The 25,897-nt window shown below is 65.8% G+C and carries 26 protein-coding genes; 22 read left to right on the top strand and 4 right to left on the bottom strand.

The genetic code is table 11. The features are described 5' to 3' along the window. Window positions 1-20: 20 nt before the first annotated feature. The 3 genes from R3P93_RS23395 (at window position 21) to R3P93_RS23405 (ending at window position 2,475) form a co-directional block, all read left to right on the top strand. Window positions 21-848, top strand: a complete 828-nt coding sequence (locus R3P93_RS23395) for a crotonase/enoyl-CoA hydratase family protein (protein ID WP_317534257.1) — start codon at window positions 21-23, stop codon at window positions 846-848. Window position 849: 1 nt separating this feature from the next. Beyond that, window positions 850-1,314, top strand: coding sequence for a MarR family winged helix-turn-helix transcriptional regulator (locus tag R3P93_RS23400; protein WP_068053636.1), 465 nt, complete (start codon window positions 850-852; stop codon window positions 1,312-1,314). A gap of 78 nt (window positions 1,315-1,392) precedes the next feature. Beyond that, window positions 1,393-2,475 carry a GGDEF domain-containing protein gene (locus R3P93_RS23405; RefSeq protein WP_317534258.1) on the top strand — a complete coding sequence of 361 codons (1,083 nt, stop codon included), beginning with the start codon at window positions 1,393-1,395 and terminating at the stop codon, window positions 2,473-2,475. A 49-nt stretch (window positions 2,476-2,524) separates the two neighbouring features. Here R3P93_RS23405 and R3P93_RS23410 read toward each other — a convergent pair whose 3' ends face one another. Together R3P93_RS23410 and R3P93_RS23415 are read right to left on the bottom strand one after the other, a co-directional pair. Beyond that, on the bottom strand, window positions 2,525-2,974 hold the full coding sequence (locus R3P93_RS23410; protein ID WP_032395173.1) for a PAS domain-containing protein: 450 nt from the start codon (window positions 2,972-2,974) through the stop codon (window positions 2,525-2,527). Window positions 2,975-3,037: 63 nt separating this feature from the next. Further along, entirely contained in the window at window positions 3,038-3,529 is a 492-nt protein-coding gene (locus R3P93_RS23415; protein ID WP_068053642.1) for an inorganic diphosphatase, read from the bottom strand. Window positions 3,530-3,671: 142 nt separating this feature from the next. Here R3P93_RS23415 and dacB point away from each other — a divergent pair, with 142 nt between their 5' ends. The 19 genes from dacB (at window position 3,672) to R3P93_RS23510 (ending at window position 24,064) form a co-directional block, all read left to right on the top strand. Beyond that, on the top strand, window positions 3,672-5,075 hold the full coding sequence (dacB, locus tag R3P93_RS23420; RefSeq protein ID WP_317534259.1) for a D-alanyl-D-alanine carboxypeptidase/D-alanyl-D-alanine endopeptidase: 1,404 nt from the start codon (window positions 3,672-3,674) through the stop codon (window positions 5,073-5,075). Beyond that, window positions 5,060-6,157 (top strand): zinc-dependent metalloprotease, encoded by a 1,098-nt coding sequence (locus tag R3P93_RS23425; RefSeq protein WP_317534260.1) that lies wholly within the window; start codon window positions 5,060-5,062, stop codon window positions 6,155-6,157. Before dacB ends, R3P93_RS23425 begins: the two co-directional genes overlap by 16 nt. Continuing rightward, entirely contained in the window at window positions 6,157-7,113 is a 957-nt protein-coding gene (tilS, locus tag R3P93_RS23430) for a tRNA lysidine(34) synthetase TilS (RefSeq protein ID WP_317534261.1), read from the top strand. Before R3P93_RS23425 ends, tilS begins: the two co-directional genes overlap by 1 nt. An 11-nt stretch (window positions 7,114-7,124) precedes the next feature. Next, complete coding sequence (hpt, locus tag R3P93_RS23435; protein ID WP_032395535.1) at window positions 7,125-7,676, top strand: hypoxanthine phosphoribosyltransferase; 552 nt, start codon at window positions 7,125-7,127, stop codon at window positions 7,674-7,676. A gap of 298 nt (window positions 7,677-7,974) precedes the next feature. Further along, on the top strand, window positions 7,975-10,866 hold the full coding sequence (ftsH, locus tag R3P93_RS23440) for an ATP-dependent zinc metalloprotease FtsH (protein ID WP_317534262.1): 2,892 nt from the start codon (window positions 7,975-7,977) through the stop codon (window positions 10,864-10,866). A 219-nt stretch (window positions 10,867-11,085) separates the two neighbouring features. Next, window positions 11,086-11,685: a GTP cyclohydrolase I FolE gene (gene folE, locus R3P93_RS23445; protein WP_037195562.1), complete on the top strand. Its 600-nt coding sequence runs from the start codon at window positions 11,086-11,088 to the stop codon at window positions 11,683-11,685. Window positions 11,686-11,704: 19 nt separating this feature from the next. Beyond that, window positions 11,705-12,553, top strand: a complete 849-nt coding sequence (gene folP, locus R3P93_RS23450) for a dihydropteroate synthase (RefSeq protein ID WP_317534263.1) — start codon at window positions 11,705-11,707, stop codon at window positions 12,551-12,553. Then, window positions 12,550-12,954 (top strand): dihydroneopterin aldolase, encoded by a 405-nt coding sequence (folB, locus tag R3P93_RS23455; RefSeq protein ID WP_317534264.1) that lies wholly within the window; start codon window positions 12,550-12,552, stop codon window positions 12,952-12,954. Before folP ends, folB begins: the two co-directional genes overlap by 4 nt. Beyond that, on the top strand, window positions 12,951-13,493 hold the full coding sequence (gene folK / locus R3P93_RS23460; protein ID WP_317534265.1) for a 2-amino-4-hydroxy-6-hydroxymethyldihydropteridine diphosphokinase: 543 nt from the start codon (window positions 12,951-12,953) through the stop codon (window positions 13,491-13,493). The genes folB and folK overlap by 4 nt, the downstream gene beginning before the upstream one ends. Next, on the top strand, window positions 13,490-13,960 hold the full coding sequence (locus R3P93_RS23465) for a DUF3180 domain-containing protein (protein WP_149406707.1): 471 nt from the start codon (window positions 13,490-13,492) through the stop codon (window positions 13,958-13,960). Before folK ends, R3P93_RS23465 begins: the two co-directional genes overlap by 4 nt. Window positions 13,961-14,050: 90 nt before the next feature. Next, window positions 14,051-15,376, top strand: a complete 1,326-nt coding sequence (locus R3P93_RS23470) for a DUF6779 domain-containing protein (protein WP_300523556.1) — start codon at window positions 14,051-14,053, stop codon at window positions 15,374-15,376. Window positions 15,377-15,490: 114 nt separating this feature from the next. Continuing rightward, a complete protein-coding gene (locus R3P93_RS23475) occupies window positions 15,491-16,402 on the top strand; it encodes a Rossmann-like and DUF2520 domain-containing protein (RefSeq protein WP_317534266.1) in 912 nt (303 codons plus the stop codon). Further along, window positions 16,399-17,301, top strand: coding sequence for a pantoate--beta-alanine ligase (gene panC / locus R3P93_RS23480; RefSeq protein WP_317534267.1), 903 nt, complete (start codon window positions 16,399-16,401; stop codon window positions 17,299-17,301). Before R3P93_RS23475 ends, panC begins: the two co-directional genes overlap by 4 nt. Window positions 17,302-17,310: 9 nt before the next feature. Beyond that, entirely contained in the window at window positions 17,311-17,742 is a 432-nt protein-coding gene (gene panD, locus R3P93_RS23485) for an aspartate 1-decarboxylase (RefSeq protein ID WP_317534268.1), read from the top strand. A 4-nt stretch (window positions 17,743-17,746) separates the two neighbouring features. Continuing rightward, complete coding sequence (locus R3P93_RS23490; RefSeq protein WP_269595900.1) at window positions 17,747-18,547, top strand: type III pantothenate kinase; 801 nt, start codon at window positions 17,747-17,749, stop codon at window positions 18,545-18,547. 137 nt (window positions 18,548-18,684) lie between these two features. Then, window positions 18,685-19,254 (top strand): cysteine dioxygenase, encoded by a 570-nt coding sequence (locus tag R3P93_RS23495; RefSeq protein ID WP_317534269.1) that lies wholly within the window; start codon window positions 18,685-18,687, stop codon window positions 19,252-19,254. An 11-nt stretch (window positions 19,255-19,265) separates the two neighbouring features. Next, the gene (locus R3P93_RS23500) at window positions 19,266-19,688 is read left to right on the top strand and encodes a rhodanese-like domain-containing protein (RefSeq protein ID WP_149406462.1); all 423 of its coding nucleotides are present in this window, start codon (window positions 19,266-19,268) and stop codon (window positions 19,686-19,688) included. A 36-nt stretch (window positions 19,689-19,724) separates the two neighbouring features. Further along, the gene (gene lysS / locus R3P93_RS23505) at window positions 19,725-21,248 is read left to right on the top strand and encodes a lysine--tRNA ligase (RefSeq protein ID WP_317534270.1); all 1,524 of its coding nucleotides are present in this window, start codon (window positions 19,725-19,727) and stop codon (window positions 21,246-21,248) included. 275 nt (window positions 21,249-21,523) lie between these two features. Next, a complete protein-coding gene (locus tag R3P93_RS23510; protein ID WP_094640916.1) occupies window positions 21,524-24,064 on the top strand; it encodes an ATP-dependent Clp protease ATP-binding subunit in 2,541 nt (846 codons plus the stop codon). Between the two features lie 248 nt (window positions 24,065-24,312). Here the strand turns inward: R3P93_RS23510 and R3P93_RS23515 are convergent, their stop codons facing one another. Further along, window positions 24,313-25,167: an IS3 family transposase gene (locus tag R3P93_RS23515; protein WP_317534271.1), complete on the bottom strand. Its 855-nt coding sequence runs from the start codon at window positions 25,165-25,167 to the stop codon at window positions 24,313-24,315. Further along, window positions 25,164-25,652: a transposase gene (locus R3P93_RS23520; protein ID WP_269595324.1), complete on the bottom strand. Its 489-nt coding sequence runs from the start codon at window positions 25,650-25,652 to the stop codon at window positions 25,164-25,166. Before R3P93_RS23520 ends, R3P93_RS23515 begins: the two co-directional genes overlap by 4 nt. Window positions 25,653-25,897: the final 245 nt, after the last annotated feature.

Raw genomic sequence — 25,897 nt, forward strand, 5'->3', positions numbered from 1 at the left:
CTGCCGCTAGGCTCGCAGGCATGACGGAACGAACCTGGAAAGCCTTCTCCGTGGAGATCGCCGACCACATCGCGCAAGTGACCCTCCTCGGACCGGGCAAGGGCAATGCCATGGGCCCGGACTTCTGGAGCGAGAGCCCCGAGCTGTTCGCTCAGCTCGACGCCGATCCCGAGGTTCGTGCAGTCGTGCTCGCGGGCTCGGGCAAGAACTTCACCTACGGACTCGACCTCGCCGCGATGGCAGGAACCTTCGGTCCGCTCATGGCAGACAAGGCACTGGCCGGTCCCCGAACGACGTTCCACGACACAATCAAGACGATGCAGAAGGCCATCAACGCCGTGGCGGACTGCCGCAAGCCCGTCGTCGCGGCCGTGCAGGGCTGGTGCATCGGCGGTGGCGTCGACCTCATCACCGCCGCGGACGTGCGCTATGCCAGTGCCGACGCGAAGTTCAGCGTGCGTGAGGTGCGGGTCGCGATCGTCGCGGACATGGGGTCGTTGGCTCGACTGCCCGCGATCATCGGCGATGGGCACATGCGTGAGCTGGCGCTGACGGGCAAGGACATCGACGCCGCGCGCGCCGAGAAGATCGGCCTGGTCAACGACGTGTTCGAGGACCACGATGCTGCCCTGGCCGCTGCTCGCGAATGCGCCTCCGCCATCGCCGCCAATCCGCCCCTGGTGGTGCAGGGCATCAAGACCGTGCTGGATCATTCCCGATCCTCCAGCGTCGACGATTCCCTGCGCTACGTCGCGGCCTGGAACGCCGCCTTCCTCGCCTCGCACGACCTCACCGAGGCGATCACCTCGGTGTTCGAGAAGCGACCGGCGCAGTTCACCGGTAACTGACGTGGTCGAGTTCGCCGAGGAGCTGGGCACGCAGCTGGTTCGGCTGCAACGCCTGCGTGAGCGCAACATCGCTGCGATCTCGTCCTCGGGCGGTGTCGACGGTGCCGCGTACGTATGCTTGTTCCGGCTCCTGCGCGACGGACCGATGCGGTCGAGTGAACTCGCCGCCATGGTGAATTCCGATCCGTCGACGGTGAGCAGGCAGGTGGCTCAGCTGGTCGAACGGGGGCACGTCGAGCGGCTGCCCGACAAACGTGACGGTCGAGCGTTCGTGCTCGCGGTGACCGCGTCGGGTCAGGAAGCAGCGGCGGCGATCCAGCAACGACGAACCGACAATCTCGGACGGGTGATCGAGGGGTGGACACGGCAGGACCGAGAATCGCTCGTGACGTTGCTCGATCGTTTCTTGACCGATTACGAAACCATCAGGCCGGACCTGCCCGACCGTCGCGCAGGTAGCGTCTGATCGGCGGGCGATCCACGATCGGGGCGATCGAGGCAGTGCGCAGTCGCTCGTAGAGCAAGCGCGGACGGAGGGGATGCTGTGCCGATCGGTCGTGACAAGCCGTTGCTCGCGTCCGATGCCGGGACCCGTCGGAACTCGGTACGACTCGAACGCCGGGTGGCGCGAGGAATCGCCGTGCTGGTGCCCTCGTTCGGTCTCATCGGGGCGATAGCGATGCTGTCCTCGGACGGTCCCGTTGGACCGACGGCTGTTGTCGTGTGCCTGATGGTCTTGCTGTCGACTCTCCCGGTAGGGGCATGGTGGTGGCTGCGCTCGGCGGACGCCTCCCACATGCCGGGATGGTTCGTCGTGTACGCCGACGTGGGCGTGTCGACGATGCTGCTGACCTTCGACGACCGTGATCTCGCGCTGTACGGCGCTGCCCTGTTCGCCGTGATCGGGACCTACATCGCGTACTTCTCGCGGCGAACCGTGCTCAAGTTCCACACGGCATTCGTCAACGCGGTCATTCTGCTACTCGCAGTACTCGCCCTGGTCGAGCGGCCGGAGGATCCGGCGTCGATCCTCGCCCGCACCCTCGTGACGGTTCTGGTGGTCAACTCGGTACTCGCGTTCCGCGCGGTGATCCAGCGCCAACTCGATCTCGCCAATACGGACTCGCTGACCGGACTGCTCAACAGACGCGGCCTGGAATTGCGGCTCCAACGCATGATGAACTCGCTGGACGAGCACCGTTCCGTCGCACTGATGGTGGTCGATCTGGACCAGTTCAAGCGCGTCAACGACACCTACGGTCATGCGGTGGGGGACCGAGTGTTGCGCCGGACGGCCCGCAGGCTGACGGCGGTCACGGGCACGCGGCCGTGCGTGGCACGCACCGGCGGCGAGGAGTTCACCATCGCGCTACCGGTCGACGATGCCGCCGCGCACCGGATCGCCCACGAGATCCTCGAGTCGATTCACGACCCAGCCGACGACGTGCCGGTGACGGTCAGTGTCGGGGTGGCCCTGCTCGACGGCAGTCGATGGTCCACCGCCACCGCCACCGAGTCCGGTGGCAGTGCCGATCTGGTCCACAACGTGCTGCTCGACGCCGACACGGCGATGTACGAGTCCAAGCACGCGGGCGGAAACAGAGCAACGGTGTACGCCGGCGAATGATCCGCCGGCGTACACCGTTCGTCGTTCGGGGAAGAACGTGTTCCGTGCGTCAGCGCAAGGCGCTCTTGGGGTCGTTCCACAGCTGATCGGTGAAGTCCTCCAACGCGACGAGAACGATGGTGTCCTCGGTACGGCGCAGGATCGACTTGCTGGCGCGCACCTGCACGATATCGCCGGTCTTGTCGGTCATCCGCCACAGAGAATCCGCGCGGGTGGCCACCGTCGTGAGGAACATGTCGGCGACGTTGACACCCTCCGGAGCCCGGTCGGGGAAGATGTCGTGCAGGTGGAAGTCCTCCCGCTCGGTGCGGTCGAGACCGAACAGATCGTCGAAGGCCTCGTTCGCGAACACGATGGCACCGGTGGGGTCGACCGCGAGGATCGGCACCGGGATCCGGTCGAGGACGACCGTCACCGGCAGATCGGGAAACTGAGTCGGATCCGAAATCGGTCGCGAATCGAGATTGCGCCGATCACCGTTGGAAGTGCTGTCGGTCATACGTCTCCCCAAACTATGTTTCGTCGGCCCACGGCCGAGACGAGGTGTGTGGTGCCGAAACGATCAGTGACCCGGATTGTCCGCCAAGCGCTTGAATGATGCAGCGATTTCGGCCTCTGCCTCTGCGCGCCCCACCCAGTCTGCCCCGGTGACGTGCTTGTTGGGTTCGAGATCCTTGTAATGGACGAAGAAATGCTTGATCGCATCGAGCTCGAACGTCGAGACGTCGCTCAGGTCCTGGATGTGATCCCAGCGAGTGTCACCGGCCGGAACGCACAGCACCTTGTCGTCGCCGCCGGCCTCGTCGACCATCTTGAACATCGCCACGGGGCGGGCCTCGACGATGACGCCGGGGAACACCGACTCGGGCAGCAGCACCAGTGCGTCGAGCGGGTCGCCGTCCTCGCCGAGCGTGTTCTCGATGAAGCCGTAATCGGCTGGATACGCCATCGCGGTGTAGAGGTAGCGATCGAGGCGAACACGTCCGGTGACGTGGTCTACCTCGTATTTGTTGCGCTGCCCCTTGGGGATCTCGATGGTGACGTCGAACGGCACGTGCAGTCCTCACTGTCGTCGTCGAGCCGGAACGGCTCGAGTCGTTGGGAATGTGTCGATGGTGGCGGCGCAAGGCTACCGGACCCGAGGATACTGTTGACTGGACGATCATGGGTACGACCACGGCAGTTACGGAGGAACGGTGGCGGGGCTGACACGGCGGTTCCTCGGCCCCACAGCGGGTCAACGGCGCAGGAAGAAGCGCGTGATCCTGACGCTGTGTGCGCTGTTCGTGGTGATCCTCGCTGCGACGACCGCCGCGCTGGTGCTGCCGTCGGTGTCCGACGGTGCCGAGACCGCCATCGAGCCTCCGCCCGAGACAGTGCTGCCCAACCCGCTGATCACCCCGTTCCCGGAATCGGCACCGATGCCGAACGCTGCAGGTCTGGCAGCGGCGCTGGCCCAGGTGGTCGACGATCCAGCCCTCGGCACGTTCACCGGAACCGTCGCCGACGCGCAGACCGGGCAGGTGCTCTGGTCCCAGAACCCCGACACCCCGATGACACCTGCCTCGACCACCAAGGTGCTCACCGCGGCGGCTGCGATGCTCGGGCTGCCGGCGGATCATCGCGTCACCACTCGCGTGGTCCAGGGCAGTGGCGAGGGCGACATCGTGCTGATCGCGGGCGGCGACCCCACCCTCACCGCGCTGCCGGTCGGCACCGACGGGTTCTATCCCGGGGCGGCGCGCATCGACGACCTGGTGGAGCAGATTCGGCGCAGCGGAACGGTGGTGCGCAGCATCGGCGTCGACACCTCGATCTACTCCGGTGACACGATGGCGCAGGGCTGGTTTCCCGCCGACATCGCCGCCGGTTCGATCACTCCGATCGAACCGATCATGCTCGACGGCGGACGATCGAACCCACTGGTCGACGAGTCCCCACGCAGCACCACCCCGGCACTGGACGCGGGCCGCGCACTGGCCGCCGGGCTGGGCGTCGACCCGGCGGCGGTGACGACCGGCGAGGCCGCCGACGGGGCCGATCAGATCGCATCCGTCGAATCCGCGCCGCTGCGAAACCGCCTGCAGCAGATGATCTACCGCTCCGACAACGTCCTCGCCGAGGCCATCGGACGCGAACTGTCACTCGAGATGAACACGGCCGCAAGCTTTTCCGGCGCAACGGCGGCGATCGGGCAGACCCTGTACTCCGCAGGTTTCGACATGACCGGACTCACGCTCGAGGACGCCAGCGGGCTGTCGGTCGACGGCAGGATTCCGGCCAGGCTGCTCGATCAGGTGTTGACGTCGGCAGCCGGAACCGAGCAGCCGGCGCTGCGTCCGATGCTCGATTACCTTCCCGTCGCCGGTGCCACCGGAACCCTGACGGATCGATACGCCTCGGGGAACCGAACCGGAGCGGGGTGGGTTCGAGCAAAGACCGGAACCCTTTCTGCTGCAAGCGCTTTGGCAGGATATGTCGTCGACGTCGACGGCCGAATCCTGACCTTCGCCCTGATGTCCAACGACCGGCCGCCCGACGTCAGTCGCCCCGCCCTCGATGCCGTCGCATCGACCCTGAGATTGTGTGGTTGCCAGTGAACACGGACGCAGCAACGAAGGCCGACGACAGCGCAGCCACCTCCGGTTTCGCCGGAGCCGTCGACTGGTCCGTTGCGGCCAAGGCCGGAGCGAAGCTGGCCCGCAAGGGCCCGGCCACCTCTCGCTACACCGCCGCTGCAGCCGTGGAAGAGCTTGCCGCCGCGTCCATTCGGGCCGAGGGGCCGGTTCGCGAGACCACCGGCCTGGCCGACGGACTCCCCGTGCCCGACGCCCAGGTGGTCGATCGCGCCGGCTGGATCGCCGCGGCCGCGTCGTCGATGAAGCACCTGACCGGAGACGACGACGGTACGCCGCCGTCAGGCCTGCTCGGCGGAAAGCCGGCCGGGCTGCAGGCCGGAGCGATGCTGGCGTTCCTCTCCAGCGCCATTCTCGGACAGTACGACCCGTTCACCGGCGAGAACGGAACGCTGCTTCTGGTCGCGCCCAACGTGATTGCCGTCGAGCGGGCGCTTCGCGTGTCGCCGAGCGACTTCCGACTGTGGGTGTGCCTGCACGAGGTCACACACCGAGTGCAGTTCTCCTCCGCTCCCTGGCTCGGCGGCTACATGCGCGAGAACGTGGGGGTGCTCTCCGACGGCACCGACGAGCCGCTCACCGATGTCGCCAACCGGCTGACCGGCGCGCTGAAGGCCCGCAAGAATCCGAGCGGGGCGTCGAAGTCCGAGGACGCAGGCATCGTCGGATTGCTGCGCGCCACCCAACCGCAGCCCCAGCGCGACGCCATCGACCGGCTCCTCGTGCTGGGCACCCTGCTCGAGGGTCACGCCGACCACGTGATGGACGCCGTCGGGCCGGCCGTCGTGCCGACCGTGACGCAGATTCGCGGCGCCTTCGATCAACGCAGGCAACGCAAGGTGAACCCGCTCCAACGCGTCATCCGGGCCCTGCTCGGCATGGACGCGAAGATGGCGCAGTACGTGCGCGGCAAGGCGTTCGTCGATCACGTCGTCGCCGCGGTGGGAATGGAACGCTTCAACACCGTGTGGACCGGGCCCGACACGCTGCCGTTGCTGTCGGAGATCGAGGACCCGGACGCCTGGATCGCCCGAGTTCTGGGCTAGTGCTCCTACCTGAGGGGCCCGCACTGCTGGAGATTCGGCATGCGGTGCGTGGTTGGTTGTCGGCCTATCCGGGACCGGTGGCCGTCGCGCTGTCCGGTGGCGCGGATTCGCTCGCTTTGACGGCCGCGACCGTGGCCGAGGCTCCGAACGTGCGCGCCTTGATCGTCGATCACGGTCTGCAGGCCGGCTCGGCGGAGGTTGCGGCGACGGCTGCGGCGCGGGCGTCGGACTTGGGAGTGGTCGATGCGCGCGTGCTGCCGGTCCAGGTGACCGGCTCGGGTGGGACGGAGGCCGCCGCCCGCCGGGCCAGGTACGACGCGTTGGATCGCGAGCGCGGCGACGCGTCGGTGCTGGTGGCGCACACCCTCGACGATCAGGCCGAAACGGTGCTGCTCGGGCTGGGGCGCGGATCGGGCCCGCGGTCGATCGCGGGCATGGCGGCGTTCGATGCGCCGTGGGGTCGGCCGCTGCTCGGGGTTCGGCGCAGTGTGACCAGGGCTGCCTGCGTCGAGTTGGGGATGGAGTCGTTCGAGGATCCGCACAACATCGACCCCGATTTCACTCGGGTGCGGTTGCGTCACGAGGTGCTACCCCTGCTCGAGGACGTGCTCGGCGGTGGTGTCGCCGCTGCGCTCGCCCGGACCGCCGAGCAGTTGCGCGAGGACGGCCGGGTGCTCGACGCGCTCGCCGAATCGGTCGTCGGGTTGGGTGCGTCGGAACTCGAGGTGTCCTCGATCGACTCGCTCGACACCGCGATTCGTCGCCGCGTACTGCGCCGATGGTTGCTCGGCCGGGGTGTGACGTCGCTGACCGACCGGCAGATCCGGGCCGTCGACGCCCTCGTCGGACGGTGGACCGGCCAGGGCGGGGTTGCGCTGCCGGGAGGAACGCCCGACGCCAGGTTGGTGTGCTCGCGTCGGCATGGCAGGCTGAGCGTCGGCCTGGAGAACGAATGAAGGGAAACCCCGTGTACGAGGGCGACATCGAATCGGTTCTCATTTCCGAGGAACAGATCAAAGCGCGCACTGCGGAACTCGCAGAAGAGATCGCCCAGCGGTATCCCGAAGGCTCACCCGAAGGTGACCTGCTCCTGGTCGGTGTCCTCAAGGGCGCGATCATGTTCATGACCGACTTCGCCCGGGCCCTGCCCATCCCGGCGCAGCTAGAGTTCATGGCGGTCAGCTCCTACGGCTCGTCCACCTCGTCGTCGGGTGTCGTTCGAATCCTCAAGGACCTCGACCGCGACATCACCGGACGCCACGTGCTGATCGTCGAGGACATCATCGACTCCGGTCTGACGCTGAGCTGGCTCAAGCGCAACCTCGCGACCCGCTCGCCTGCCTCGCTGTCGGTGGTGACGCTGCTGCGCAAGCCCGACGCCATCAAGGTCGACGTGGAGGTCGCGAACGTGGGCTTCGACATCCCCAACGAGTTCGTCGTCGGCTACGGCCTCGACTACAACGAGCGCTACCGAGATCTGCCCTACATCGGTCTGCTCGATCCCAAGGTCTACAGCTGAGCTGGTTTCTTCGGTTCGTCCGGTCCACCCCGTTCGCGTGAATGGACCATTGCCGCGCGGAGACGTGTGCAAGGGTCCATCGATGCGGATAGTGTGCCCGACAGGTGGGGAACTGCCGGGGGAGTGCAGTCGTTGGAGGGGAAGAAGCGTCGACGCAAACAGGTGCGTGGACGCACAGCGCCAGGTATGAGCGAGTCAGATGTCCGAGTCTCGCGCTAGCCTGGAGTATCCGGCGGGCAGGGAGCAGCCAGCGCGCGGGAGCGGACTGAAAGGACACGGCCGACTCGGCTGAAGCTGTATGAATCGGAAGACAGTAATACGAAATCTTGCCATCGTTTTCGGCATTCTGTTGGTGATCTATGCCTTCAGTTACTTCGGTAACGACACGCGGGACTGGAAGACGGTCGACACCTCGGTGGCGATCGCCCAGCTCGACGATCGCAATGTCGAGTCCGCGCAGATCGACGACCGTGAGCAGCAGATCCGGCTGACTCTGCGGGAAGCGTCCGACGCCACCGACAACGAGACGCAGATCATCGCCAAGTACCCGGACTCGGCGTCGGAGCAGATCTTCGACAAGGTCGACTCGCAGGGCTTGGCGAGCTACAACACCACCGTCACCCAGGAGAGCTGGTTCAGCTCGTTCCTGCTGCTGATTCTTCCGATGGTGCTGATCCTCGGCGTGATCATCTTCGTCATGAGCCGCATGCAGGGTGGCGGACGCGGCGGGGTCATGGGCTTCGGCAAGTCCAAGGCCAAGCAGCTGACGAAAGACATGCCCAAGACCACGTTCGCCGACGTCGCAGGCGCGGACGAGGCCGTCGAAGAGCTCTACGAGATCAAGGACTTCCTGCAGAACCCTGCGCGCTACCAGGCGCTCGGTGCCAAGATTCCGCGCGGCGTGCTGCTGTACGGCCCTCCCGGAACCGGCAAGACGCTGCTCGCGCGCGCCGTCGCAGGCGAGGCCGGAGTGCCTTTCTTCACCATCTCCGGCTCGGACTTCGTCGAAATGTTCGTCGGCGTCGGTGCATCTCGTGTGCGCGACCTCTTCGAGCAGGCCAAGCAGAACAGCCCCTGCATCATCTTCGTCGACGAGATCGACGCCGTCGGTCGCCAGCGCGGCGCGGGCATGGGCGGCGGCCACGACGAGCGCGAGCAGACGCTCAACCAGCTGCTCGTCGAGATGGACGGCTTCGGTGAGCGCACCGGCGTCATCCTCATCGCCGCCACCAACCGCCCCGACATCCTCGACCCCGCCCTGCTGCGTCCGGGCCGCTTCGACCGCCAGATCCCGGTCGGTGCCCCCGACCTGGCCGGCCGTCGAGCAATCCTGAAGGTGCACTCGGCAGGCAAGCCCGTTGCTCAGGACGCCGACCTCGAAGGTCTCGCCAAGCGAACCGTCGGGATGTCCGGTGCCGACCTGGCCAACGTCATCAACGAAGCAGCACTGCTCACCGCTCGTGAGAACGGCACCGTCATCACCGAGGCGTCGCTCGAGGAGTCGGTCGACCGCGTCGTCGGTGGCCCGCGCCGCAAGAGCCGCATCATCAGTGAGCACGAGCGCAAGATCACCGCGTACCACGAGGGTGGTCACACTCTCGCCGCGTGGGCGATGCCCGACATCGAGCCCGTCTACAAGGTCACCATCCTCGCTCGCGGTCGCACCGGCGGCCACGCGATGACGGTGCCCGAGGACGACAAGGGCCTGATGACGCGGTCGGAGATGATCGCTCGTCTCGTCATGGCCATGGGTGGCCGCGCAGCGGAGGAGCTCGTCTTCCACGAGCCGACCACAGGTGCGTCCTCGGACATCGACCAGGCGACCAAGATAGCCCGCGCGATGGTCACCGAGTACGGCATGAGCAGCAAGCTCGGAGCCGTTCGGTACGGGCAGGAACAGGGCGATCCGTTCCTCGGCCGTTCGATGGGACAGCAGTCCGACTTCTCGCACGAGGTCGCCCGCGAGATCGACGAGGAGGTGCGCAAACTCATCGAGGCGGCGCACACCGAGGCGTGGGCCATCCTCAACGAGTACCGCGACCTGCTCGACACCCTTGCCTCGGAGCTGCTCGAACGTGAGACGCTCACCCGCAAGGACCTCGAGAAGATCTTCCACAGTGTCACCAAGCGTCCGCGCATCACCCTGTTCAACGACTTCGGTGATCGCAAGCCCTCGGACAAGCCGCCGGTCAAGACTCCCCGCGAACTCGCCGCCGAGCGCGGCGAGCCGTGGCCTCCGGTACCGCCGGCCCCGAAGCAGCTTCCGCCGCAACAGTTTCCGCAGCCCAGCTACGCCGGTTCTCCGCAGCTGACCAAGGGTGGCTACCCGAACGGAAGCAACGGATACAACGGCGGACCGACCAACGGCGTGCCCACCAACGGCGCCCCGTCGAACGGTGCTCCGACCAACGGTGGCCCGGTCAACGGATCACCGAGCACCGGGGACGTCGATGCGCCGAACACCGGTGGTGGCCGACGCAGCGCCCCCGCAACCGGCGGTTACAACGGCGGTGGCTACAACGGTGGTTACGGCGGCCCGACCAACGGAGGCGCTCCCAACGGGGGCGGATACTCCGAAGGCCAGCGTCGGCAGGAACCTCGCCCGAGCGGCCCCGGCCAGGGCTCGCGTCCCGATTACGGTGCCCCGGCCGGATGGTCGGCTCCGGGGTGGCCCCCGCGCGACCAGCCTGCGGTTCCCCGGTACCAGGGACCGACAACGCCGCCGGTCCACGATCAGCCGAACCGCGAGCAGCCGGGATCGGACCAGAATCGGTACGAGCCGCCGCAGGGTCAGCCTCCGACGTACCGACAGCACCCGACCTACCAGCAGCCACAGGCATACCAGCCGCCGACCGCTGCGCCGTCGAACCAACCGCCGACGAATCAACAGCCGGGATATCAGCCGCCGCAGTATCAGCCGGATCCGTTCCGGCCGGACACTCGGGACCAGGGTCGTACCTCTCGGCACGAGCCCCCGTACGGCCAGCACCAGGACGATGCCGGACCGGCCGAGGCGTCGCCACCCACGTGGGAGGTGCCGACTCCATCGCAGAGCTATCCGCTGCCCGGAGACGATCGTCCCTCGCACAACCCGTCCGAGGACTCGCACCGAGACGAGCGAGCAGAGGACGACGGCGACGAAGGTCCACGCACTCAACGCTGGGAAGGGCCGGGCGGTTCGTACCGCTAGGTCGGTCATTAGGCTGGCTGGGTCGACCCTTTCGGTCGGCCCAGTCCGTCGTTCGAACCGTGCTGCAGGTCGGCGCAGCTGCTCCGCGAGGAACAGGTGCGGTTCGGCCCAGCTGTCACATTCGCGGAGCCCAACCGGAGGTACGTTCTCGTGTCAGTCAACCGGACCGACGAGTCGGCAATCGACTCGGCAGAAGTCCCAGCAGCGCAGCAGCGGGCAGTGGAACAGACAGTGGCCTACGCCACCGGCGCGGTCTTCGACCAGCCTCGTGCCGAGGCCGCAGTGCGTGAGCTGTTGATCGCCGTCGGCGAGGATCCAGACCGTCCGGGCCTGCTCGACACGCCGGCCCGCGTGGCGCGTTCCTACCGTGAAATCTTCGCCGGGCTGTACACCGACCCGGACACGGCGCTGAACACGACGTTCGACGAGGGGCACCAGGAACTGGTTCTCGTCCGCGACATCCCCATGTTCTCCACGTGCGAGCATCACCTGGTCTCGTTCCACGGCGTCGCACACGTCGGGTACATCCCGGGCAAGAGCGGTAAGGTCACCGGCCTGTCGAAGCTCGCGCGCGTGGTGGACATGTACGCCAAGCGCCCGCAGGTTCAGGAGCGTCTGACCAGCCAGATCGCCGATGCGTTGATGCGCAAGCTCGACCCGCGCGGTGCGATCGTCGTGATCGAGGCCGAGCACCTGTGCATGGCCATGCGCGGGATTCGCAAGCCGGGTGCCAGCACCACCACCTCGGCGGTGCGGGGTCTGTTGCAGTCCAGCGCGGCATCGCGTTCGGAAGCTCTGGACCTGATCCTGCGGAAATGACACGTCCGGTCGAGTCCCGATGAACCCGGCGCGCAGTATCCCCCCGGCACCGGTCGTCATGGGTGTCCTCAACGTCACCGCCGATTCGTTCTCCGACGGCGGTAGGTACCTCGATGTCGATGCCGCCGTCGAACACGGACTGGCGATGCACCGTCGCGGAGTCGACATCGTCGACGTCGGTGGCGAGTCGACGCGTCCCGGAGCAGACCGGATCGATCCGACTCTCGAGGCGCAGCGTGTCGTGCCGGTCATCGCCGCGCTGGCCGCAGCAGGGGTGGCCACCAGCGTAGACACGATGCGTGCCTCGGTCGCCGAGGCCGCGATCGAGGCCGGGGTCTCGATCGTCAACGACGTCTCGGGTGGTCGGGCGGATCCGGCCATGGCCGGGGTCGTTGCGGACGGCGGATTGCCGTGGATCCTGATGCACTGGCGAGCCGCCGGATCCGAGTATCGGCACGCCGGTCCAGCCGATCGATACAACGACGTGGTCGCCGACGTCCGCAGCGAACTGCTCGAACAGGTCGATCACGCGGTGGCCGCGGGTGTGGACACGGCGATGCTCGTGCTGGACCCCGGCCTCGGATTCGCCAAGAACGCCGAGCACAACTGGCAACTGCTGCGGGGCCTGCCGGACTTGGTGTCGGCCGGCTTCCCGGTACTCGTCGGCGCTTCCAGGAAGCGCTTTCTCGGCTCGCTGTTGGCGGACGACGACGGTACTCCGCGACCGCCGGACGGGCGAGAGATCGCCACCGCCGTGGTGTCGGCGCTCGCGGTCGCCGGGGGAGCATGGGGTGTGCGCGTGCACGACGCCCGCGCATCACTCGACGCGGTCGCCGTCGTACGGGCATGGCAGGGTGATCGGGCATGAGCGAGATCAGCAGCCGCGGCGGCGCGGGGACGCGCCGCGGCGACCGCATCGAACTGCGGGGCCTGACGGTGCGCGGCAATCACGGGGTTTTCGACTTCGAGAAGCGAGACGGACAGGACTTCGTCGTCGACATCACCGTGTGGATGGATCTGCGGCCCGCGGCCGAGACCGACGACCTGACCCGAACGCTGCACTACGGAGAACTGGCCGAGCATGCTGCGGCCGTCGTCGCGGGCCCGTCCAGGGATTTGATCGAGACGGTCTCGGCCGAGATCGCCGAGGTCGTGTTGGCGTACGACTCTCGCGTCGACGCGGTGGAAGTGGTGCTGCACAAGCCGTCAGCCCCGATCCCACTGACGTTCGGGGACGTTGCCGTGGTGGCGTACCGGGAGCGGGTGTGACCCGCGTGGTGCTGTCCATCGGCAGCAACATCGGTGATTCCCTCGCCCACTTGCGTTCTGTCACAACAGAATTGGATTCGCGCGTGGTGTCCTGCTCGCCGGTGTACCGTTCGGCTCCCTGGGGTGGCGTCGAGCAGCAGGACTTCCTCAATGCGGTCGTGGTGGCCGAGGACGATGACTTCGACGCCTGGGACTGGTTGCGTTTCGGTCAGCGCCTGGAGGAGGCGGCCGATCGCGTTCGAGTGCAGCGGTGGGGGCCGCGGAGCCTCGACGTCGACGTGGTGGTGTGCGAGAACACGATCAGCGACGACCCTCGTTTGATCCTCCCGCACCCGCGCGCGCACGAACGAGCGTTCGTACTGCTGCCGTGGCTGGACGTCGAACCGGACGCCACCCTGCGTGTCGGCGACGACGACATTTCGGTGTCCGAGTTGCTCGCGCGACTGAGTCCGGAGGAGCGGGCCGGGGTGACGAAGCAGGAGTGGAGCCTGCAGGAACGACCTGTGGAGCACGACGGTGTCGGTGATGGGTCGTGGTGACCAATCCCACCAAGGTCTGGGATGTCTTGGGTCTTTTCCTGGTGGCCGCAATCGGTACGTGGCTGTTGGTTCGGGTCTTCTACGGCTCGTTGCCGCCGATTCCGGTGTACGCCGGGGCGTCGTTGTATCTGGTGGCAGTGGTGCAAGTGGTGACTGCGGTGATCGTGCGCAATCGCATCGCCGAGCACCGGGTGGGCACCGGTCTGCACGATCTGCATCCGCTGACGGTGTTCAGGGCGTTGGTGTTGGCGAAGGCATCGATGCTGGTGGGGACTGCCGTCGTCGGCGTGTGCGTCGGATTTCTGGTGTACGTGCTGCCGCGTGCGGCGACGATACGTGCAGCGTCGTCGGATCGGGCCGGAGCCGTCGTTGCGCTCGTGGCCGGACTGGCCGTCGTCGCTGCCGCGGTGTGGCTCGAACAGTGCTGCCGTGCCCCGAAAGACCGTGACGACGAGCGTTCTCGGTAACCCTCGAAACATTTGATTGTTACCTCGGTTGTGTAAGTGATCGGTCGAGGATGACTATTTGCGAACGATTTGCCAGTTACCCTTGTGGACATGACAGATCAGACTCGCGCAAAGAAGGGACGCCGTAAGAGGCGTAGTGCGAGCCAGCTGTTCCTCGCGGCGCTCGTCGTGTTCGGCATCATCGCCAGTGTGTTGTTGCTTTTCACCGAGAGCGTGCAGTGGATGAGAGTCGGTGTTCTCTCGGCGCTGTGGGCTGCGGTGATCGGTGCGTTCGCGATGACCAAGTACCGGCGTGAGGCGGCCGCAGATCAAACCAAGGCCAAGGACCTGCAGACGGTCTACGAGCTGCAGTTGGCTCGGGAGATCTCGGCGCGACGCGAGTACGAGATGAGCGTCGAAGCTCGGGTTCGTGGCGAATCGCAGCTCGAGATCGACGAGGTCGCAGCTCTGCGCAACGAACTCGCTGCCCTTCGCCAGAATCTCCAGGTGCTCTTCGACGGCAATCTGCCCACCGAACGTGTGGCACTGAGGGCCGAAGCGATGAGGATGCAAGAACTCGGCGGACGCGGATACGACAGCTACCAGCCTGCGCCGTCCGGCCTGTACGTCCCCGGTCGCGGGAACGGCAACGGTTCGATGGCACCGGGAACCGGCCTCAACGGTGTCGGAACGCCCTACGACGAGCCGGTCACGGCCGAGACCTCGGTGGTGTACCCCGAGGATCCGGACGAGATGCCGCAGGCCACAGCCTCCGCACCGGCGGCGGCCGCCGAGGCGGATCAGGATCGGTACGCCGAGGATTCGTTCGCGGAAACGAGCTACGACACCGAGTCCTCCGATGCGGACTCGTTCGAGCGAACCGGGGCGCAGGCACGTCCTTACGGCGCACCGAGGCCTGCGGGGCGCGTCACTCCGCCCAGCTCGCCTTTCACCGCATACGACTTCGAGCAGACGCGTCGACCCGTTGCCGAGCCGGAACCGGCGGCGGAGCCCGAGCCACAGGTCGAGGAAGAGACCTACGAGACCGGACACGCGGACGTCGATGCGGCCGGTTCGTATTCCACGGAGTCGTTTTCCACGCAGTCGTTTGCCGCGGAGCCGGCCGAGCAGTACGAGACCGAGCCTGCAGCGGAACCGAGCGACGACGCCTTCTCTGCTTCGCGCGCCTCGTTGCGTGAATCGGCCGACGCGTTCTTCACGGCCGATCAGGACTACGAGACACCGGCCGAGGACACTGCCGTCTCGTCCCGGCGAGGTCGTAGGCGCGCGGAATCGGCCGACGACGAGGACGCGTCGGGCGCACACTCGAACGGTCGATCGGTTGCCGAGATCATGGCCGGTCTGCAAGGCGGAGGGTCCGGTGATGCGGCCGTGACCGATCCGGGTACCCGTCGCCGTCGTCGTCGCGCAGACTGAGAACCAGATCACACTGCTCTCCCATGGCCTGCGAGGGGTCGCGGTCGCTATTGTTCCGTGCAGGACGTCTGGTACCCGCCGAGCGGGACTGGAACGAACGAGAGGAATTTTTCGGTGACCTTTTCCGGCACCGGTGGTCTGTCGCCGGCTCGCCTGACGGTTGGTGTCGTCTCGGCAGGACGGGTCGGTACCGCATTCGGTGAGGCGCTCGAACGCGTCGGGCATGTTGTCGTCGGTGCTGCCGCGGTGTCCGATGCGTCCCTCGATCGGGTGCGTGCGCGACTTCCCGAGTCCCAGGTTCTGCCCGTCGACGAGGTTGCTCGTCGCGCAGAGCTGCTCGTTCTGGCCGTACCGGACAGCGAGTTGGCGTCGATCGTCGCGGGCCTGGCGTCCACCGGGGCGGTTGCACCGGGAAAATTGGTGGTGCACACCTCCGGCGCGAACGGGATTTCGGTGCTCGAGCCCCTGGCTGCCCTCGGTGCCGTGCCGTTGGCCATCCATCCGGCGATGACGTTCAGCGGCGGAGTCGAGGACACCGACCGGATGACGGCGGCGTGTTTCGGCATCACTGCAGGCGACGAGATCGGCTATGCGGTGGCGCAGGCTCTCGTCCTCGAGATCGGCGGCGAGCCGGTGCACGTGCCCGAGAACAACCGAGCGCTCTACCACGCCGCGCTCGCTCATGGCAGCAATCACCTCGTCACTCTGGTGGCCGACGCGGTCGAAGCGCTCCGGGTTGCCTTGGCGGGACCAGGTTTTCCCGGTTCGGACTCCGAACGTGGTGTACCCGAGCGGGTTCTGGCTCCACTGCTCGAAGCTGCGCTGGACAACGCGTTGCGCAACGGCCAGTCGGCGCTCACCGGACCGGTGGCTCGCGGCGACACCGCTGCAGTCGGCAAGCATCTCGACGTACTCGAATCCGTGGATTCGCGGATCGCAGCCGGATACCGCACCCTGTCGTTGCGCTCGGCGCAGCGCATCGGTGCCAAGGCAGACCTGATCGAACTTCTGGAAGGGAATCGATGACCCTCGCGGGCAGCTACACCAAGGGGCAGTTGACGGTTCACCACGATCCCGCGGTGATCACGTCGGTGTCGAAAGCGCTGCGAGGCGTCGGGAAGCAGGTTGCTCTGGTCCCGACCATGGGCGCGCTGCACGCCGGGCACCTGCAGTTGGTGCGGCAGGCCAAGCTCACCGGTGCCGTGGTGATCGTGTCGATCTTCGTCAACCCGTTGCAGTTCGGTGTCGGTGAGGACCTCGATTCCTACCCACGGACTCTCGACGCCGATGTCGCGCTGCTGCGTGAGGAGGGCGTCGAGCTGGTCTTCGCGCCGTCGGCTTCGGACATGTATCCGTCGGGTCCGCGCACCACCGTCAATCCCGGCCCGCTCGGCGCTGAACTCGAAGGACGGAGCAGACCAACGCATTTTGCCGGAATGCTCACCGTCGTGGCCAAGCTGCTGCAGATCGCGGCTCCCCATCGCGCGTACTTCGGGGAGAAGGACTACCAGCAACTGACGTTGATCCGACAGATGGTGCGCGATCTGAACTTCGACGTCGCGGTCATCGGGGTGCCGACGGTTCGCGAGCAGGACGGCCTCGCACTGTCCTCGCGTAACCGATATCTCGATGCCGAGCAGCGCGACGCGGCGATGGCATTGTCGGCCGCGCTGGTGGCCGGGGCGCACGCTGCGGCAGGCGGTCCCGAGGCCATCATCGCCACCGCGCGTGCCGTCCTCGACGAGGCACCGCTGGTGCAGGTCGACTACCTGGAGGTACGCGACCCGCATCTCGGCCCCGCTCCCGAACGTGGAGACGGAAGACTGCTCGTGGCCGCCAAGTTGGGCACCACGAGATTGATCGACAACGTCGGTGTCGCCGTCGGCACCGGTTTCCTCGAGTACCCCGACGACCCGAAGAGCTGAGGGCACAGCATGTTTCGAACGATGATGAAGTCCAAGATCCATCGCGCCACCGTCACGCATGCAGATCTGCACTACGTGGGCTCGGTGACCGTCGACCAGGATCTGATGGAGGCAGCCGATCTGCTCGAAGGCGAGCAGGTCACCATCGTCGACATCGACAACGGTGCTCGACTGGAAACCTACGTCATCACCGGACAGCGCGGCAGCGGTGTCATCGGAATCAACGGAGCCGCAGCGCATCTGGTGAACCCGGGCGACCTGGTCATTCTGATCGCCTACGGGGTGATGAACGAGCAGGAGGTTGCCGACTATTCGCCGCGGGTGGTGTTCGTCGACGAGAAGAACCGTCCGGTCGAACTCGGCAGCGACCCGGCCCATGCGCCTGCGGGCTCGGGTCTGATCACGCCGCGCGATCTGCGGGCCGATTCCGTGCTGGTCTGATTCGATGCTCCTCGCGATCGATGTGCGCAACACCAGCACCGTGGTAGGACTGTTCACCGGCACCGGTGATCACTCGAAACTGCTGCGCGATTGGCGAATTCGGACCGACCCGCATGTGACGGCCGACGAGCTGGCTCTGATGTTGCGCGGTCTGCTGGGTGAGGACGCCGAACGGATCACCGGAGTCACTGCGCTGTCCACCGTGCCGTCGGTGCTGCGGGAGATGCGGACGATGCTCGCGCGCTACTGGGATCACGTGGTGCACGTGATGGTCGAACCCGGTGTGCGGACCGGCGTGCCGTTGCTGGTCGACAACCCCAAAGAGGTCGGTGCCGATCGCATCGTCAATACCCTTGCCGCACACGACCTGTACGGCTCGGCATGCATCGTGGTGGACTTCGGTACCACCACCTGCGTCGACGTCGTCTCGGCCAAGGGTGAATTCCTCGGCGGTGCCATCGCTCCCGGACTGGAGATGTCGGCGTCGGCCATGTCGACTCGCACGGCCACGTTGCGCGAGGTGGAGATGGTTCGGCCTCGTTCGGTGCTGGGCAAGAACACCGTCGAGTGCATCCAGTCGGGCACCATCTTCGGGTTCGCGGGACTGGTGGACGGCCTGGTCGGGCGAATTCGACGCGAGGTCCCCGAGGTGACCGGAACGGATGTCGCGATCATCGGCACCGGCGACATCGCCGCGCTGATCCTGCCCGAGTCGACCACCATCGAGCACCACGAACCCGACCTGACCCTCGAAGGGCTGCGTCTGGTCTACGAACGAAACATGGCAAAACGACGTCCGCGCTGAGTGTTTCGGTGGTGTGGGGTAGCGCATCGGGTGTTCGTGTGTCAGAATCGTCGGCGTGATGACGTGCATGGCCACCCAGGAGTGTTGTCGAGGCTGAACCCTGCCTCGTTCGTAACACACCCCTGGAGTAGAGCTTCATGCTTTCCACACCTGTACTCTCTGCACCCTCCCGCACCCGATTGTCGTCGCGTTCGGTCTCGACGCTGCCGACTCGGTTGCGTCCACCCGACCTGCTGCGCATCACCGACCAGGGCGCATCCGACGTCCTCGAGGGCCGCTTCGACCACCTGCTTCCCGATGGCGGCCGCTGGCCGACCGACGAGCGTTGGGCCGCCAGGTTGCATTCCGACGACGATCTCGACGTCTGGTTGATCAGCTGGGTTCCCGATCGGTCCACCGAACTGCACGACCATGCGGGCTCGCTCGGCGCGCTGACCGTTCTGAGTGGATCGCTACTCGAATATCGTTGGGCTGGAACAGGACTGAAGCAGCGTCGTCTCGACGCCGGTGATCAGGCGTCGTTCCCGCTCGGTTGGGTGCACGACGTGATGCACGATCCGACGTCGGCGACGACCGGGCCCACCCTCAGCGTGCACGCCTACTCGCCGCCGCTGACGGCGATGTCCTACTACGAAGTGACCGAACGGTCCACGCTGCGTCGTACCCGCAGCGAGCTCACCGACGCACCCGAAAAGGCCACGCTGTGACCATCCAGACCATGACCATCGTCGAAATGCTCGAATCCGCGCGCGAGACCATCGATCGCATGACCGTCTTCGAGCTGCGCGACGCCGTCGCCCGCGGAGCCGTCGTCGTCGACATCCGCCCGCAGGCGCAGCGCGCCGTCGAGGGGACCCTGCCCGGAGCGCTCGCGATCGAACGCAACGTTCTCGAATGGCGTCTGGACCCGACGAGCGATGCGCGCCTGGCGATCGCCGTCGATCACGACGTGGAGTGGGTCGTCATCTGCTCGGAGGGCTACACCTCCTCGCTCGCGGCCGCGTCGCTCAAGCTGCTGGGTCTGCACAAGGCCACCGATCTGGTCGGCGGCTACCAGGCCCTGAAAACGGCTGGATTGCTCGGGGTGTTGACGCAGGCCAAGCACTGCGTTCGTGAAGCCGAGGCCGTCGCAGCGCACTGATCGTCCTGACAGTCCTGGACTGTAAAGTGTCTGCGCGTGAGTGATACAGCTTCTACCCAGCCGGCCGACGACACCCCGGAGCAGCTACGGATTCGTCGCGCCAAGCGCGCTTCATTGCTCGAGCGCGGGGTCGAGGCGTACCCGGTGTCGGTTCCGCGGACCCATTCGCTGCTCGAGATCCGAACCGAATTCCCCGAGCTCGAACCCGATACGACGACCGGCTTGATCGTCGGAGTCGTCGGCCGCGTCATCTTCGTGCGCAACACCGGCAAGCTGTGCTTCGCGACGCTGCAGGAGGGTGACGGCACTCAACTGCAGGCGATGATCAGCCTGGCCGGCGTCGGCGAGGACGCTCTGGCGCAGTGGAAGTCCGATGTCGATCTCGGCGACTTCGTCTTCGTGCACGGCGAGGTCATCAGCTCCCGTCGCGGCGAGCTGTCCGTCATGGCCGACGCCTGGCAGATCGCGTCGAAGTCGTTGCGGCCGTTGCCCGTCGCGCACAAGGAGCTCAACGAGGAGACGCGCATCCGGCAGCGTTACCTGGACCTGATCACCAACCCGGTCTCACGAGAGACCGCCCGCAAGCGCATCGCCGTCGTTCGTGAACTGCGCAACGCACTCGAACGTCGTGGCTTTCTCGAGGTCGAGACGCCGATGCTGCAGACGCTGCACGGCGGTGCGGCGGCTCGCCCGTTCGTCACCCACTCGAACGCGATGGACACCGATCTCTACCTTCGCATCGCACCGGAGCTGTTCCTCAAGCGCTGCGTCGTCGGCGGCATCGAGAAGGTCTTCGAGATCAACCGCAACTTCCGCAACGAAGGTGCCGACTCCTCCCACTCGCCGGAATTCGCGATGCTCGAGACGTACGAGGCCTACGGCACGTACGACGATTCGGCGAAGATGACCCGTGAGCTGGTCCAGGAAGTGGCCATGGCCGCCCTCGGATCCACGGTCGTGACGCTGCCCGACGGCACCACCTACGACCTCGGCGGCGACTGGGAGACGCTCGAGATGTACCCGTCGCTGTCGGAATCGCTCGGATTCGACGTCACTCCCGACACCACCGTCGACGAACTGCTCGCGATCGCCGACAAGGTGGGCGTCGAGGTGCCGCGCAAGGACGGCGTCCCGATCTACGGCCACGGCAAGCTCGTCGAGGAGCTGTGGGAACACCAGGTGGGCGACGCGTTGACCGAGCCCACGTTCGTCCGCGACTTCCCGGTCGAGACGTCCCCGCTGACGCGTCAGCACCGCAGCAAGCCCGGCGTCACCGAGAAGTGGGACCTGTACGTCCGTGGGTTCGAGCTGGCCACCGGCTACTCCGAGCTGGTGGATCCGATCATCCAGCGCGAGCGTTTCGAGGATCAGGCCCGTCAGGCCGCCGCCGGCGACGACGAGGCCATGGTGCTCGACGAGGACTTCCTCGCCGCGATGGAGCAGGGCATGCCGCCGACCACCGGAACCGGCATGGGCATCGACCGTTTGCTGATGGCGCTGACCGGCCTCGGCATCCGCGAAACGATCCTGTTTCCGATCGTCAAGCCGTCCCAGACCTGATCGGACGGTAAAGGACTGTTCGCCAGCAGCGGACAGCCGATGGGAAACGTTTTGCATAGTGCCTGCGTTATGAACAGTAAGCAGCCACGGAAGTCCGTTCGAGTGGGCGGTTGCGCAGCATTTCAGGGGTGGAGGGTCGGCGTTCGTAACGTCGGCCAACTACAGTGAGAAGCAGTCTTACCTTCAAATGCACAAGCGACCGCAGTGTTATGGACACTGCAGCGCTAGAAGAACTGGCGGGCGAGCAACCACCCGCCAAGAAGTGAGGGAGAGCGATGTTCGAGAGGTTCACCGATCGCGCGCGGCGTGTTGTCGTCCTGGCTCAAGAAGAAGCCCGGATGCTCAACCACAACTACATCGGCACGGAGCACATTCTGCTCGGCCTCATCCACGAGGGCGAAGGCGTCGCAGCCAAGTCTCTCGAGTCGCTGGGCATCTCCCTCGAAGGAGTTCGCAGCCAGGTAGAGGAAATCATCGGCCAGGGCCAGCAGGCTCCGTCCGGTCACATTCCGTTCACCCCGCGCGCCAAGAAAGTACTCGAGCTCAGCCTGCGTGAAGCACTGCAGCTCGGCCACAACTACATCGGCACCGAGCACATTCTGCTGGGACTGATCCGCGAAGGCGAAGGCGTCGCAGCTCAGGTTCTGGTCAAGCTCGGAGCCGACCTCAACCGTGTGCGCCAGCAGGTCATCCAGCTGCTCTCGGGTTACCAGGGCAAGGAGCCCAGCGAGTCCGGCAGTGGCCGTGGCGAGGCGGGCACCCCGTCGACGTCGCTGGTCCTCGACCAGTTCGGTCGCAACCTGACGCAGGCCGCGCTCGAGGGCAAGCTCGACCCGGTCATCGGTCGCGCGAAGGAAATCGAGCGCGTCATGCAGGTGCTCTCGCGTCGTACCAAGAACAACCCCGTCCTCATCGGCGAGCCCGGTGTCGGTAAGACCGCAGTCGTCGAGGGCCTCGCGCAGGCCATCGTCAACGGCGAGGTTCCCGAAACGCTCAAGGACAAGCAGCTCTACACCCTCGACCTCGGCTCGCTCGTGGCCGGCAGCCGTTACCGCGGTGACTTCGAGGAGCGCCTGAAGAAGGTGCTCAAGGAGATCAACACCCGCGGCGACATCATCCTGTTCATCGACGAGCTGCACACACTCGTCGGCGCAGGTGCCGCCGAAGGTGCCATCGACGCAGCGTCGATCCTCAAGCCGAAGCTGGCTCGTGGCGAACTGCAGACCATCGGTGCCACCACCCTCGACGAGTACCGCAAGTACATCGAGAAGGACGCCGCCCTCGAGCGTCGTTTCCAGCCCGTCCAGGTGGGCGAGCCGACCGTCGAGCACACCATCGAGATCCTCAAGGGTCTGCGCGATCGCTACGAGGCACACCACCGCGTCTCGATCACCGACGGTGCCCTCGTCGCGGCCGCCACGTTGGCCGACCGGTACATCAACGATCGGTTCCTGCCCGACAAGGCAATCGACCTCATCGACGAGGCGGGCGCGCGGATGCGCATCCGCCGGATGACCGCGCCGCCAGACCTGCGTGAGTTCGACGACAAGATCGCCGACGCACGCCGGGAGAAGGAATCGGCCATCGACGCACAGGACTTCGAGAAGGCTGCGAACCTGCGCGACAAGGAGAAGACCCTCGTCGGTCAGCGTGCCGAGCGTGAGAAGCAGTGGCGCTCGGGCGACCTCGACGTCATTGCCGAGGTGGACGACGAGCAGATCGCCGAGGTTCTGGGCAACTGGACCGGCATCCCCGTCTTCAAGCTCACCGAGGAGGAGACCACCCGTCTGCTCCGCATGGAAGACGAGCTGCACAAGCGGATCATCGGCCAGGTCGAGGCAGTCAAGGCAGTCTCCAAGGCGATCCGTCGCACCCGTGCAGGTCTGAAGGACCCGAAGCGTCCGTCGGGCTCGTTCATCTTCGCCGGCCCGTCCGGTGTCGGTAAGACCGAGCTGTCGAAGGCTCTCGCGAACTTCCTCTTCGGCGAGGACGACGCACTGATCCAGATCGACATGGGCGAGTTCCACGACCGCTTCACCGCGTCGCGTCTGTTCGGTGCTCCTCCCGGATACGTCGGCTACGAAGAGGGTGGCCAGCTCACCGAGAAGGTCCGCCGCAAGCCGTTCTCCGTCGTGCTGTTCGACGAGATCGAGAAGGCACACTCGGAGATCTACAACACGCTCCTGCAGGTGCTCGAAGACGGGCGTCTCACCGACGGCCAGGGACGCACGGTCGACTTCAAGAACACCGTGCTGATCTTTACCTCGAACCTCGGTACCGCAGACATCTCGAAGGCAGTGGGCCTCGGCTTCTCCTCGGGTGAAGGCACCGGCTCGAACTACGAGCGGATGAAGCTCAAGGTCAACGACGAGCTGAAGAAGCATTTCCGCCCCGAGTTCCTGAACCGCATCGACGACATCGTCGTGTTCCACCAGCTCACGCGAGACGAGATCATCCAGATGGTCGATCTCATGCTCAACCGAGTCGAAGGTGCGCTCAAGAACAAGGACATGGCGATCGAGGTCACCGAGAAGGCCAAGTCGTTGCTGGCCAAGCGCGGATTCGACCCCGTCCTGGGTGCGCGGCCACTGCGTCGCACCATCCAGCGCGAGATCGAGGACGCACTGTCGGAGAAGATCCTCTTCGGCGAAATCGAAGCCGGCCAGATCATCCTGGTCGACGTCGAGAACTGGGACGGCGAAGGCGCAGGCGAGGACGCGAAGTTCACGTTCCGCGGCGAGAAGAAAGCCATCATCGTCCCCGACGAGGTCCCGGTCGACCTGGCCAAGGCCACCGGAGACAGCGACAGCGAGTAAGTTTCACCTATCCCAACCAACGGGCGATCCTCTTCGGAGGGTCGCCCGTTGTCGTATGTCCACCCGCCGCCCCGTTCGCTCCCGTTCGCCCGCCCCGTCGGTCCGGGTTCGCGCGTCCCCCGTTCGCGTCAATGGACCCTTGCACTGCCCAGACGTATGCAACGGTCCATTCACGCAGCTCATGGACGGGCGTGAATGGACCGTTGCACTGCACTGGTCCCCGTGGGTTGGACCGGTTAATGGAAATCCTAGGCCGCGAGGGCCTGGGCTCGGTATCGCACCGGGCTCAGGCCGTCCAGGCGTAGCGAGATTCGGTCGTTGTTGAACCAGTCGATGTAGTCCTCGATCGCGGTGCGCAAAGCGTCGAGGTTCAGGTATCGGACGTGATGAAACATCTCTTCTTTGAGGTGACCGAAGAAGTTCTCGATGATCGCATTGTCGTAGCAGTTCGCTTTGCGGGACATCGACTGGATCGCTCCCGCATCGGCCAGCAACCGTCGCCACGAAGAGTGCTGGTAGTGAAAGCCCTGATCCGAGTGCACAATTGGGCAATCCTGTTCACCGAGGGTGTCCAATGCTGCCCGCAGGGAACGGTTGGTGAACTCCGTCGTCGGGGACTTTCCGATCGAATACGAGATGATCTGACGGTCGAACAGATCCATCACCGGCGACAGATACAACTTCGCGTCCCCGACCCGGAACTCGGTGACATCGGTGACCCACTTCTGATTCGGGGCCGCCGCCGTGAACTGACGATCGAGGACGTTCGCCGCGACCGCCCCGACCTGACCCTGATACGAGACATACCGTCGACGGCGCCGCACAGCACAGGCCAACCCGAGCTCGCGCATCACCGCGAGCACGGTCTTCTTCGCCACCCGCCACCCTTTGTCGACGAGGACTCGGTGCACACGCCGATGCCCGTAGCGTCGGTGATTGTTCTCGAACGCGCTGGTCACCGCAGCTTTCAACGCGGCCTTCGGGTCGGGCCGACGTAACTGCGCCTGACGGTAGAAAAGCGTCGAGCGGGCCAAGCCGGCGACGTCGAGCAGCACATCGAGACGGTACTGCGCCTTGAGGGCGATGACAGCGAGAACTTTCACCGTCGTCCCTGTTCCCTCAAGGCCCGCAATTTTCCCAGGTACGCCACCTGAGTGCGCAGCCGCTCGTTCTCCTCACGCAACCGGTCGAGCTCGCTGGCCTCGCCGGGATCAGAACTCGACGATGCCGGTCGACGTCCCGCCCGCTTCGGTCGTAGCGCCTCGTCGCCGTCGCGGCGGTATCCGCGGACCCAGGGCTCGATGATTTTCGCCGACGACAGTCCGTACTCGCGTGCGAGCTCGATCTTGTTCTCCCCAGCCAGAACACGTTGCACCACAGCAAGTTTGAACTCGAACGAGAAGTGTTGTCGATCCGGTTTCTCCACCAACGCATTCCTCCCTCGAACCCGCCACCGGTCGTAGAGCAAGATCACTGGGCCTGCCCCGCCACCGACCTTCTTAGCAGCCGAGACGGCACCGACACCATCCTCGAACAACGCTACCGCCGCGACCCGCTGATCCTCGGTAAGTGAACTTCGTGCACGCATACAAAAAACTCCCCGGTAGTCGGAACTGAATTACTCAGTCCAACTTCCGGGGAGCGGTGCACACCGCTCAGACGTGTGCAGTGGTCCATTGACGGAAGACCCGAGCGCCGAGGGCAACAGCGATCACAGCAAGTTCGGCGAGCAGGATCCAGAACAGCAGCGCGATGTGGGAGTGTCAGATTAACGGTGGATCCGACCTTGGCGTCGGTTAGTTTCCGTTCGGGGTGATGCGTCCTTCGAAGGTG

Origin of the sequence: Rhodococcus cerastii, from assembly GCF_033042195.1 — a bacterium.
In the GTDB taxonomy this organism is placed as follows: domain Bacteria; phylum Actinomycetota; class Actinomycetes; order Mycobacteriales; family Mycobacteriaceae; genus Rhodococcoides.